This is a genomic window from Achromobacter aloeverae (assembly GCF_004121055.1).
In the GTDB taxonomy this organism is placed as follows: Bacteria; Pseudomonadota; Gammaproteobacteria; order Burkholderiales; family Burkholderiaceae_B; genus Bordetella_C; species Bordetella_C aloeverae.
This window is the reverse complement of record NZ_PYAL01000003.1, coordinates 414,673-426,346: the sequence shown is the minus strand read 5'-3', so window position 1 is coordinate 426,346 and position 11,674 is coordinate 414,673. Positions and strand designations below refer to the sequence as shown.

Sequence of the window (11,674 nt, the reverse complement as noted above, 5' to 3'; positions counted from 1 at the left end):
TCCACTCACGTCCGACGCGACCATCCGTAGCGACATCCTAGAGCGCTTGCGGTACCGCCGTAATCGGCGGTCATTACACGACAGCCGCGAATTTTCCTGAATTCCTCTCGGGCCTGGCGTTGCGCAGTTGCGCATAATCCGCCAGTCCGGTGACCGTGCCGGCAGCGCCCACGTGCGCGACGATGATCAACGTGACCGGCGGATGATTGCCCCGCACGCCTATCGACGCCACCAGCTGCATCCGCGGCGCCGGCCTGTCGCCACCGTCATCGACCAGCGCCGCACGCACGGCCAGCAGCCGAGCCAGGCGCAAGGGCCTGCCATCGACGCCGAAGAAGACGGGCGCCATCCCCCTGCGCGCAAAGGCGACGAATCGATGTACGGCCCGCACGGCCTGCAGGCATGCGGACGCATGCACGGCCACATGGTTGTCAGCCAGCGTCAGGATGGACGCCATCGACGTCGTATCTTCATCGCCATCGTTCTGGTTGTCCCCCTGCCCACCGGCATGCGAGAGCAGGGTATCGAGCAGGACCTGAAGCTCCGGCGCCAGCCCGGTGCCGTCCTGCGCCGTCGATATCACCGCCGCGGCGGCGGCAGCGAGCGCCGTGCTCGAACCGCCGTCCAGCGCCTGGGTCAAGACCGCGCGGCGGCGCAAGCTCATGGACAAATCCCTTAGCGTCTCCGCATCCGGCAACCGCCCCACTTCCGCGCAGGCCTGGATTTCGCCGGTCACGGCCTGCGACTCGGCGTTGGCACTCGCCAGGCGGCGTTGCAGTTCGTGGTTGGCGACGTACTGGAACAGTGGCAGATGGGACGTGCCATACGCGAAAAGCGCCGCCAGGCGCACCTCCGGCATCTCGCGCAGCGCGGCCTGCAAGACCGGCGGGCTCAGGCTGTCGAAAACGGTAGCGCACAGCACCCAGGCCAGGTGGCCGGCATGCCGGCGAGCCCGCGGCGCATTCGTGGCTAGCTGGCATAGCTGTCCACGCGCGTGGCGCCAGGCCGCGGGCAGGTCATTCAGCCAGGCCGGCAAGTGCGCGGCCTGCGCCGACGGCTCCGCAGCCAGTAGCCGGCTTGCGCTGGCCGGCGGCCAGCCTTCCAGGCGCTGCCCAAGTTCCCGCAGCACTTCGGCGCAAAATGCATCGTGCACCACACGATAGGCGGTACGCTTGGCGTCGGAACCGGGAATGTCGCAGACGAGGGCACGGAACGTGGTCATCGATCAGGGCGTCGATCGGAATGTCGATCGGGACGTCAATCAAAAGGCAGGCAACAACGCGGCAGGCGACGCCCCGCCACGGCCTTGCCCGGACCACGGCGTTACGAGACCGATGGCCGTTGCGATCACCGTGCGCGTGTCCGCCCGTTCCATGCCGATGGCGATCGCTTCCCGGGGCTGCACGCCGCGGTCATTCTGGCGGACGGCATAGCCGACGAGGTTCTCGAACGCCCCATGGACATCACGCTGGTCCGGGTGCGGCCGGGCGATGGCATACGCCATGCCCAGCGGGGCCCCGCGTTGCGCTTCCAGCACGCTGGCGCACAGGAGGTAGATATCCTCGGCCGGTAGGCCGTGGATGCCGGTAATTTCCGACATGCGGCCCAGCGGCGAATTCGCCGCCTGCTTCAGCACCGCGATGGACGCATCCTCGATGGACACGCGAGCCTCGGCCAGCTTGGCGCGGTGGTCCGCCACGTCCCGTGCGCCCGCCGCGCGGAGGGCCGCGGATCGGCGGTTTTCGTGGCGGGTCGCGACATCGCCCTTGCGCTCCAGCCTCAGGCGATGTTCATCGGCCTTCCTGGCCGGGTTCTCCCGTATGTCGACCAGGCGCGGGGCGCCGGGCGCGCCTGCCGCCGCTTCCACGCGCTCGCGGCGCTCCTTGCGCTCGCGCGACCGCGCGTCGTTGATCTTCGAATCGGCGATGAGCTGCACGCCATTGGCGTTATGAAGAAGCGCGTCCACCTCCTCCCTGGCGGTTTTCTTCCGTTGCGGCTGGACGTATCGCTTCTTGGCGCCCTTGGCGTACGAACGCCACAACTTCGTGCCCTTGAACAGGGTCGCACGGCGGTCGGCGGGTGACGCCACATAGGCGTCGGCACGGGCGCCCGCGTCACGCGACCGGTCGACATTCACCGGCGCGAGCGGAGCACTTACGGGAGAGACGGGGTCGATGGCCATGGTTCAGACTCGCGAAAACAACGCAATTGCATTACAGATGCATACATATGGAAAAACGCCCCCCCCGCGCAGGGAACAGGCGCCGTTCCGGTCCTGGTCAGTAACCGGGCTCCAGCGATCGATCCCCGCGCAGGCCCCCGCCTCATGCGGTCCGGTTAACGCCCTCGCCCGCCGAATGACCCGGTGGCGGCCCGCGAGCCTTGGCATCGAGCGGCGCGCATCTTTGTTGCGCTTTGGTTGACGCCGTGCCTTCAAACGGCCACTCTTTTGGATTAGGATTTTTTTTACGGGCCGTTCCCAAGGTAAAAAGCTCCCGATGGGAGCAGGAGCAGCAAGCGACGATAGCCGCGCGGGGTGGGGCATACTTCTGCCAACGGGCCGCCCCAAGCTATAAGCGCCCACTTTGAGGGACAGCCGCCTAAGCATGAGGACTAGTCTTGAACGATCCTGCAAACGCTGCCGTGTCCGCCGCCGATTCCTCCGTGGCGCATCCCGAACATGATCGATCCTCGCTCTCCCGCGAGTCGCTGAAACGGGCTTTCCTCGACCATCTGCTGTATACGCAGGGGAAATCGCTGGAAATCGCCTCGAAAAACGACTTGTACCAGTCGCTCGCCCATACCGTGCGCGACCGGCTGGTGCGGTCCTGGTTCGACACGTCCGCCACCCACCAGAAGCGCAACGCCCGCACGGTGGCCTACCTGTCGGCCGAATTCCTGATGGGTCCCTACCTGGGCAACAACCTGCTAAGCCTGGGAATCTCCCATGAAATCCGCCTGGCCATGAGCGAGCTGGGCCTGGACCTGGATGAATTGCTGCGCCAGGAGGAGGAGCCGGGCCTGGGCAACGGCGGCCTGGGCCGGCTGGCCGCCTGCTTCATCGACTCGCTGGCGACGCTGGAGGTCCCCGCCATCGGTTATGGCATCCGCTACGAATACGGCATCTTCTACCAGACCATCATGGATGGCTGGCAGGTGGAGAATACCGACGCCTGGCTGCGCTATGGCAATCCCTGGGAGATTCAGCACGCCGAATGGGCGGTGCAGGTCAAGCTGGGCGGCCACACCGAGCAATATACCGACGACAGCGGCCGCTTCCGCGTGCGCTGGGTGCCGGAGAAGACGGTGGCGGGCGTGCCTTTCGATTCGCCCATACCCGGCTACCGCGTAGACACCACCAATACCCTGCGGCTATGGCGGGCCGAAGCGACGGAGGCTTTCGATTTCCATACCTTCAACCGTGGCGACTACCTGGGCGCGGTCAACAAGAAGGTGACCTCGGAAAACCTCACCAAGGTGCTGTATCCCAATGACGAAAGTGTGCAGGGCAAGGAACTGCGGCTGGAGCAGCAGTACTTCTTCGTCTCCTGCTCCCTGCAGGACATGCTGCGCCTGCAGCAGCACCGGGGACAGCCGGTCACTTCCTTTCATAAATCCTTCGCCATCCAGCTCAATGACACGCATCCCTCCATCGGCGTGGCCGAGCTGATGCGCCTGCTGATCGACGAGCACCTGGTGCCCTGGGATCGCGCCTGGGACATTACCCGCCAGACCTTCTCCTATACCAATCACACCCTGCTGCCGGAAGCGCTGGAGCGCTGGCCCCTGGAGTTATTCCGCCGCGTGCTGCCACGGCACCTGGAAATCATCTTCGAAATCAACGCCCGCTTCCTCAACGAAGCCCGCATCCACTTCTTTGGCGACGAAACCCGCATTGCGCGCCTGTCCCTGATCGACGAGTCCGGCGAACGCTATGTGCGCATGGCGCATCTCGCCTGCGTCGGCAGCCATGCCATCAACGGCGTGGCGGACCTCCATTCCGAATTGCTCAAGCGCGACTTGCTGAAGGACTTCTACGCCATGTGGCCGGACAAGTTCACCAGCATGACCAATGGCGTCACCCCGCGCCGCTGGGTCGCCCTCAGCAATCCGCGCATGGGCAAGCTGGTCACCCGGTGCATCGGCGACGGCTGGATCAAGGACTGGTCTCGCATACGTGAAATAGAACCCTATGCCGACGATGCCGCCTTCGCGGCGGAATGGCGCGCGATCAAGCGCGCCAACAAGATAGACCTGGCCTCGCTGCTGCTGCGCAAGACCGGCATCAAGGTCGATCCGGATTCGATGTTCGATGTCCAGGTCAAGCGCATCCACGAGTACAAGCGCCAGCACTTGTCGGCGCTGCACATCGCGGCCCTTTATCATCGCGTGAAGTCGCAGCGCAATCTGGATATCACGCCGCGCACGTTCATCTTCGGCGGCAAGGCCGCGCCCGGCTATATGCGCGCCAAGCTGATGATCAAGCTGATCACCGCCATCGGCGACGTCATCAACCATGATCCGGACGTGCGCGACCGGATCAAAGTAGTTTTCATTCCCAACTTCAGCGTGACGGTGGGCCAATGCGTCTATCCGGCGGCCGAGTTGTCGGAGCAGATTTCCCTGGCCGGCAAGGAGGCCTCGGGCACGGGAAACATGAAATTCGCCATGAACGGCGCCTTGACCATAGGCACCATGGACGGCGCGAATATCGAAATCCGCGACGAGGTCGGCGAGGATGTGTTCTTCCTGTTCGGCCTGACCGCGGAGGAAGTCTATGCGCTGCGGCGGGAAGGCTACCGCCCAATGGACTTCCTGCGGCGCGACGGTGAACTGCATGCCGTGATCGAGTTGATCCGGTCGGGCTTCTTCTCGCGCGGCGACAGCGCACTGTTCGCTCCGCTGATCGACGACCTGCTAAATCATGACCCCTATATGCTGTTGGCGGACTATGATTCTTATGCCGCTTGCCACAGCAGGGTGGACCAGGCTTATCGGGATACGCAGGCCTGGACCCGCATGTCGATCCTGAATACGGCGCGATCGGGAAAGTTTTCGTCGGATCGCGCCATCGGGGAGTACTGCGACCGTATCTGGAAAGCGCGTGCGGTGCCCGTGGAAAAACGCTGAAAAGCCCGGCAGCCTGGCAGGTTTTCGCAGGCGCAAGACGATCCGGCGAAGCTCGGGCACGGTAGTTGCATCTCGTAGAGCAATGTCGCTATCTAAACCCTTGAACAGCGAATAATGTCTCAACAGGGCGACAGCCGTCGCCTTCCACCCAGCCGGAGATAACAATGATCAACCGCCGCAAATTCGTCACCCTGCCCGCAGCCCTGCTCATGTCCGCCGCCCTGGCCGCCTGCACCACCACAGGCAGTAATTCCGGTGGAACCAGCGCCAACAAACGCCAGGAATTGAACAGCGGTGCGGATGCCACCTTGAACCGTCTCTATAGCTCCGTGCCGGGTTCGCGTGAAATGGGCAACAAGGCCAAGGGCATCCTGGTCTTCCCGAACGTGCTGGCTGCAGGCTTCCTGTTCGGTGCCGAATACGGCCAAGGCGTGCTCAAGGTAGGAGGCGCCCCCTCCGGCTACTACAGCACCACGACAGGCTCGTTCGGCTTGCAGGCCGGTGCCCAGTCCAAGGCGGTCATTATCATGTTCATGACCCAGCCGGAACTGGATAAATTCCGCAACAGCAACGGCTGGACGGCCGGCGCGGACGCTTCCGTGGCCCTGGCCAAGATCGGCGCGAACGGTGCGGTCGACACCACGACGGCGCGCCAGGCGGTGGTGGCTTTCGTGTTGACCAACGCCGGTCTGATGGCCAACCTGTCCATCGAAGGCACGAAGATCAGCAAGCTGGATCTTTGATCCCGCCCGTGGCGCCGTCGCGGGACACCCTCCCGCCTCCTGCCACAGCGCATTGAAAAACGCCCGCCGGCATTGCCGTGCGGGCATTTTTCTGGCTGCCGTGCCCGGACAGGAGTTCAGGCGTACGAGACGCCATGCGACCGGCCGGCCTGCACGGACGTGGTGCGCACGGACGCTCGCACGGACAGCCGCACGGCAGCGCGCACGGAAACCCGCCCCCCGGCCTCCGCGACTTGCCCCCTGCCCAGGGCGCGATCGATGTCGGAAACGCAGCCCGCGACATCGGATGACCTGCCTCCGGGATCGTAGGGATGCAAGCCGGCGCGGCACGATGCCAGCGTCGTCAGCGCGGAGGAATCCGAACGCTTCCCGCGTCCGGGATCTTCTCCATGCTCGCCATCATCCATATCGTCGTCGCTGCAACCCAGGCTGGGACGGCAACCTTCGGAATATGAAATATGGATCATGAGGAACTCTTGGCGCGTAGCCGTTACGGCGCGCACACGCCCACGACCCGCACGGCTATCGTGCCGATGCGATGACGATGCCGGTGGAAATGTGGAGCCTTGGGGGGAAGGGAAGTAAAAAATTCTAGCTCGAATCATTTCCACCGGAACGATCTTTTTCATTACTTCCACTGTCGGAAAGTTCTGAAAATGACCGGATATTGCGCGAGCTTGCTAACCATCCCCCCCGCGTGTGGTTGATCCCGCGGTCCCCCGGCGGGATTCACGCCGACGTGGTCCACCTGCTGCCGGCCGCCAGCGCGTCCAGTTCCCCTTGCGGCAAGGTCAGGCCGCGCCAGGCCATGGCGCACGTGGCGCGCAGGGCATTGCGCAAGTCCGCGGCGTCGATGACGCCGGGCACATCGCCGGCTGCCAGGATGTTGTTCACGTTGGAATCCGGGCGGTCGAAGCCTGCCGTCAGCCGCAACGCCGGAATACCGTGGCGCGCGAAATTGGCGTGGTCCGAATTGGACATGAACGGCAAGTACGTACCGACGGACATCTCCGCGTCCACGGCGGCCGCCGAGACGAAAGGCGCCAGCGCGGGATACTCGCTGATCAGGGCGGTCAGGACGCTGTCGCCGGCCACCGTGTCCAGGTTGATATTCAGCTTCAGCGTGGCTCGCTCGGCGGGATCCATATCGTCCAGATAACGGGCCGAGCCGGCCAGGGCCCATTCCTCCGCCGTGAAGAAGCACACGCGCAAGCCATGCGTCCGCGCGGAAATGCGGGGCGCAAGCGCGCGCGCGGCGGCAAGGGCGACGGCAACACCCGTGGCATTGTCCAGCGCGCTGGTGCCCAGGTCGTGACCATCCATATGGGCGCTGATGACGATGCGGCTGTCCGTGCCGCCCGGGATATCGAGTATCGCCAGGTCGGCCAGGGAGTTCTCCAGTTCCTCGCCGGTGAGCAGCAAGCGCACTTCGCAGCGACCCGAAGCGGCGGCCGCCGCCAGGGCCTGGCCGGCCTCGAAGTCGATATAGGCGGCCGGGATGCCGGCGGCGCCGCGCGGGCGCCCCGACGAGCCCGAAAGCACGCCGCGGCCGGGCAAGGGATTGGCGATCAGGAAACCGATCGCGCCGCGCGCCACCGCCTGGTCGTACTTGCGACGCCGGTGCAGGTGCGTCGGCGAGAAGGGATATTCATGGCGAACAAGGACGATCTTGCCGCGCACCGCGTCGCCGGCGCGCTCGAAGTCCTCCACCCGTCCCTGGCCCAGGTCCAGGACCTCGCCCACCAGCCCGTCGGCCGGCGTCGAGGCCGACCGCAACAGCGCGCGACAGGCCAAGGCGCGCGGTTCGCCGCACAGCAGGTGCAAGGCGGCGCGGCCGGCGCGCCAGCCGTCGTAAGGCACTTGCACCTTGCGCACCGTCCCGCCGGTGGCACGCATCCGCTCCAGGGCCCAGGCGATCGCCGCCGTGTCCTGGCCGGAACCGGACAGGCGGCCGCCAAAGGCGCAAATCGCGTTGAAATCATCCATCAGCGCCACATCGGCGCCGGCCGTCGACAACCAGGCGTCCATCCTGATCTCCTCTCTTCTTATGCGGGGTCGCATATGCGTGCATATGCGTGCGCAGTCGTGCGCACGCGTCTTGTGCTTCGCCTTGCGGCTTCGTCCTGGTCCTATTCGAACTTGACGTCGGCGCGCTTGACGACGTCCTGCCAGCGGGCGAAGTCCGCGGTCAGCAGGGTCTGCAAGGCCTGGGCGCTGGTGTCGGCCGGCAGGTTGACGCCCACGCTGTTCAAGCGGCTCTTGATCTTGGGCGACTGCATGACCTTTTCCATGGCGGCATTCAGGCGCGCCAGCACGGGGGCGGGCGTCTTGGCGGGGGCCACCAGGCCCCACCAGCTTTGCACCGTCATATTGGGCACGCCCGCTTCATCGAAAGTAGGCACGTTGGGCGTGTCGGGTTGGCGCCGCGGGCTGGACACGGCCAGGGGGCGGATCTTGCCGCCCTGGTACAAGGCGCTGGCCGTGGGCATGGTGGTGAAGCTGGTTTCGATCTGGCCGCCGGCCAGGTCGTTGGCTGCCGCCGATGCTCCCTTGTAGGGGATGTGGACCAGCTTGGCGCCGGTGTTCAGCATCAGCAGTTCCGCCATCAGGTGCGTCAGCGACCCATTGCCGCCCGAGCCTATCGATATCGTGCCCGGCTTGGCCTTCGCCATCTCTATCATTTCCGCCACCGACTGCGCCTTGAAGCTGGGCGTGACGAACAGGTACATGGGCGACAGGCCCAGCAGGGAGACCGGCGCGAAATCCTTGGCGGCGTCGTACTTGACGCGGTCGCCATAGAGCGCCGGGACGATGGTGAAAGGCACGTCCGCCAACAACAGCGTATAGCCGTCCGGCTTCTCCGACGCCACGTAGGCGGTGCCGATCATGGAACCGGCGCCCGCCCGGTTTTCCACGATCACCGATTGGCCCAGTTCGGCGGTCAATTCGTCGCTGATGGCACGGGCGATCACGTCCGAGCTGCCGCCGGCGGTGTACGGCACGATGATGCGGACAGGCTGTTCAGGATAGGCCGCCATGGCCGCGGGCGCGGCGCAGGCCAGCGCGACCGAGGCGGTGGCAAGGAGGGCCTTGATGGACTTGAGAGGCTGAAGGATAAGCATGGCAGGAGGCGTGGAGAGCAAGACTCAGAAACTAATGGAAACAGTCTTGCATTCTGCTCCCACGGCGAGGGCGTCGGAAGCGATATATCGGCATGCGGTATTCCATATTGGAATAACGATGCAATAATTGACCATGGTCCAGCGGCTGCGAGAGGGCCGGCGGGTCGGCCGGCGTCCATCGGGCCGGTTCGTGGCGCGACGCGCGCGCCTCAACCGCGCAGGGCTTCGACCGCTTGGTTGAGACTGGCGGCGCGCGCCAGGATCCAGTCGCAGAACGCGTCCAGGTAAGGGCCGCCCACATCCGGGCGCGGACGCATCAGGTAATAGCCGTAGCGGCCGTCCACCGTCTCGCCCAACGGACGCTCCAGCAGGCCTGCGCACAAGGGATCCAGGACCATGCACAAAGGCGCGATGGCCACGCCCAGGCCGTTGAGCACCGCCGGCATCAGCACGGAAAAGCCTTCGTATTCGGGCGCGCTGGCGGCCGGCCCGGGCCACATGGGCGCGACCTGGCTTTTCCATTCGTCCCAGCCATAGCCGCGCTGGGCGCGCTTGAGCAGCGGCACGGCCGCCAGGTCCGCGATGTCCCGGACCGGGTTGCGCGCGAACAGGGACGCGGCGCCCACCAGGGCCATTTCCCGGCCGCACAGGTACTGCGCGGACATGCCCGACATATGGCCGGTATGCAGCTGGATCTCCGCATCGAAGCGCTCGGTCCTGTCGCGCCCATGCACCAGGCGCGGCCGCACGTTGATGCGGATGTCGGGATGCGCGTCGAAGAATTCGCGCAAGCCCGGTATCAGGCAGAACTGGGCAAAGGAAGGCGACACCGCGATATTCAGCGCCACGCGGGCGTCCGGCCGCGCCACCAGGGCATCGGCTTCGTCGAGCAGGCGCATGGCGGCGCCGACGCGCTCCAGATAGAGCGCACCCGCATAGGTCAGTCGCAACCCCGCCGGCAGGCGTTTGAACAGGCTCACGCCCAGGCGCGACTCCAGCGCCTGGATATGCTTGCTGACGGCGCTCTGGGTCAGGCTGAGCTCTTCGGCGGCCCGGCTGAAATTCAGGTGCCGGGCCGACGCAAGGAAAATGCGCAGCGACGTGAGCGACTGGCGCGAGCCCTTCATGCCAACTTCACTTTCATGCCGACTTCATGCCGCCGGCCGCGGGGTCGCGTTCATCGGGGCGCCCCATCAGATGCGGGCGGTCTCTACGCGGTCGCCCACGTCGCCCAGGTGCGCCGCCAGCGACAGGACGCCGGCGTTGGCCTGCGCCTTGGCCGCGACCTTCTCGGCGACCTTCGCCGCGCCGCCACGGTGCAATTGCTCGCCGGCCCACGTGCAGACGCTGTCCACGGCGTCGCCGCGCCCGCTCAGCAAGGGGCAGCGGCTGAAGATCTCCGCCGCCCAATCGGTGAACGCCCGCACCTTGGGCGACAAATGCCGGTTGTGGGGATAGACCACCGAAATCGGCATGGACTTGGGCTTCCAGTCGGACAGGATTTCCACCAGTTCGCCGCTTTGCAGATAAGGCAAGGCCATGTAGCGCGGCGGCTGGATCAGGCCGAAGCCCTGCAATCCGCACGCCATGTAGGCATCGGCATCGTTGACCGACACGACGCCGTTCATCTTCACTTCCACGGTGGCGCCATCGACCATGAAGTCCCAATCGAAGGGACGGCCGGTGCGGCTGGAGAAATAATTGACCGCCTTGTGGTCGGCCAGCTCTTCCAGCGTGGTGGGCGCGCCGTGACGCTCGATGTAGCTGGGCGCGGCGCAGCTGATGCCCTCGAACATGCCGATGCGGCGCGCGACCAGGCTGGAATCCTGCAGTTCGCCGACACGGATGACACAGTCGACCGCCTCCTGCACCAGGTCGACCGGGCGGTCACCCATGCCGATGTACAGTTCGATGTCCGGGTATTTGTCGTGAAATTCGCACAACGACGGTATCAGTATCAAACGCCCAATGGCGGCGGGCGTGTCGATGCGCAATTTGCCGCGCGGCCGGCGCGAGGCATCCTGGAATGCCGCCTCGGCCTCGTCCACGTCGGCGAGGATGCGTATGCACCGCTCGTAGTAAGCCGCGCCGTCCGGCGTCAGGCTCAGGCGCCGCGTGGTACGGTTGAGCAGCCGCACGTTGAGCAGCTTCTCCAGGTTCTGGATAATGGTGGTGACGGTGGTTCGGGGCAGGCCCAGATGGTCGGCGGCCCGGGTGAAGCTGTTGGCGTCGACGACCCTGGTGAACACCTGCATGGCCTGGAAGCGGTCCATGGCGTACCTCGGGTTGGGGGGTGTGTCGAGATTATGAACAAATTATTGTTCGCCCGCATCGAATAGTGTTGTTTGTGCAGAGATATTTATTCAGGGGAACAAAACAGCCAGAATGCCGCCATTCCGACAACCGAACGGTTACGGACCAGGCGGCCCCCGCAGCCACGGCGAGCCGCTCCGCTCACATCTCGATCACGAATCACCCCCGCGCGACGCCGGTTTTCGTCAAGGACCGGCCCGCCGGCCGCCATGCCCCGGCGTGGACAGAAACACAATAACCCCGCGCAGGCCAGGCTCTCAGCCCGGCCCGGATGCCGCTCCGCGTCCGTCGCACGTGATCCGGCGCCACTCGCGCCCCAGCGGAAAGACTGGTCGGTAGCCGTACGCATTCCGCTCAAGGAACCGT

9 protein-coding genes are annotated in these 11,674 nt (G+C 65.4%); 2 read left to right on the top strand and 7 right to left on the bottom strand.

Annotated features, from left to right (window positions below; genetic code table 11):
- Nucleotides 1-73: 73 nt before the first annotated feature.
- Nucleotides 74-1,222 (bottom strand): hypothetical protein, encoded by a 1,149-nt coding sequence (locus tag C7R54_RS12925; protein ID WP_129150832.1) that lies wholly within the window; start codon nt 1,220-1,222, stop codon nt 74-76.
- 39 nt (nt 1,223-1,261) lie between these two features.
- Nucleotides 1,262-2,182 carry a hypothetical protein gene (locus C7R54_RS12920; RefSeq protein ID WP_129150831.1) on the bottom strand — a complete coding sequence of 307 codons (921 nt, stop codon included), beginning with the start codon at nt 2,180-2,182 and terminating at the stop codon, nt 1,262-1,264.
- 437 nt (nt 2,183-2,619) lie between these two features.
- Here C7R54_RS12920 and C7R54_RS12915 point away from each other — a divergent pair, with 437 nt between their 5' ends.
- Nucleotides 2,620-5,130 carry a glycogen/starch/alpha-glucan phosphorylase gene (locus C7R54_RS12915; protein ID WP_377814558.1) on the top strand — a complete coding sequence of 837 codons (2,511 nt, stop codon included), beginning with the start codon at nt 2,620-2,622 and terminating at the stop codon, nt 5,128-5,130.
- Between the two features lie 167 nt (nt 5,131-5,297).
- Nucleotides 5,298-5,873, top strand: a complete 576-nt coding sequence (locus C7R54_RS12910; protein WP_275669691.1) for a BPSL1445 family SYLF domain-containing lipoprotein — start codon at nt 5,298-5,300, stop codon at nt 5,871-5,873.
- Nucleotides 5,874-5,989: 116 nt separating this feature from the next.
- On the opposite strand, the gene C7R54_RS12905 is transcribed toward C7R54_RS12910, so the two are convergent.
- From C7R54_RS12905 to C7R54_RS12885, 5 genes are all read right to left on the bottom strand, one after another.
- On the bottom strand, nt 5,990-6,340 hold the full coding sequence (locus tag C7R54_RS12905) for a hypothetical protein (protein WP_129150829.1): 351 nt from the start codon (nt 6,338-6,340) through the stop codon (nt 5,990-5,992).
- Between the two features lie 262 nt (nt 6,341-6,602).
- Nucleotides 6,603-7,901: a M28 family peptidase gene (locus C7R54_RS12900; RefSeq protein ID WP_192903646.1), complete on the bottom strand. Its 1,299-nt coding sequence runs from the start codon at nt 7,899-7,901 to the stop codon at nt 6,603-6,605.
- A gap of 101 nt (nt 7,902-8,002) precedes the next feature.
- Nucleotides 8,003-8,995 (bottom strand): tripartite tricarboxylate transporter substrate binding protein, encoded by a 993-nt coding sequence (locus C7R54_RS12895; RefSeq protein WP_129150827.1) that lies wholly within the window; start codon nt 8,993-8,995, stop codon nt 8,003-8,005.
- A 209-nt stretch (nt 8,996-9,204) separates the two neighbouring features.
- Nucleotides 9,205-10,122 (bottom strand): LysR substrate-binding domain-containing protein, encoded by a 918-nt coding sequence (locus tag C7R54_RS12890; protein ID WP_129150826.1) that lies wholly within the window; start codon nt 10,120-10,122, stop codon nt 9,205-9,207.
- Nucleotides 10,123-10,188: 66 nt separating this feature from the next.
- On the bottom strand, nt 10,189-11,268 hold the full coding sequence (locus C7R54_RS12885; RefSeq protein WP_129150825.1) for a LysR family transcriptional regulator: 1,080 nt from the start codon (nt 11,266-11,268) through the stop codon (nt 10,189-10,191).
- Nucleotides 11,269-11,674: the final 406 nt, after the last annotated feature.

Bases quoted from the DNA above. Each gene is read 5' to 3' on its own strand.
- C7R54_RS12905 (WP_129150829.1), bottom strand. From the start codon at position 6,340: ATGATCCATATTTCATATTCCGAAGGTTGCCGTCCCAGCCTGGGTTGC.
- C7R54_RS12900 (WP_192903646.1), bottom strand. From the start codon at position 7,901: ATGGACGCCTGGTTGTCGACGGCCGGCGCCGATGTGGCGCTGATGGAT.
- C7R54_RS12890 (WP_129150826.1), bottom strand. From the start codon at position 10,122: ATGAAGGGCTCGCGCCAGTCGCTCACGTCGCTGCGCATTTTCCTTGCG.
- C7R54_RS12920 (WP_129150831.1), bottom strand. From the start codon at position 2,182: ATGGCCATCGACCCCGTCTCTCCCGTAAGTGCTCCGCTCGCGCCGGTG.
- C7R54_RS12885 (WP_129150825.1), bottom strand. From the start codon at position 11,268: ATGGACCGCTTCCAGGCCATGCAGGTGTTCACCAGGGTCGTCGACGCC.
- C7R54_RS12895 (WP_129150827.1), bottom strand. From the start codon at position 8,995: ATGCTTATCCTTCAGCCTCTCAAGTCCATCAAGGCCCTCCTTGCCACC.
- C7R54_RS12925 (WP_129150832.1), bottom strand. From the start codon at position 1,222: ATGACCACGTTCCGTGCCCTCGTCTGCGACATTCCCGGTTCCGACGCC.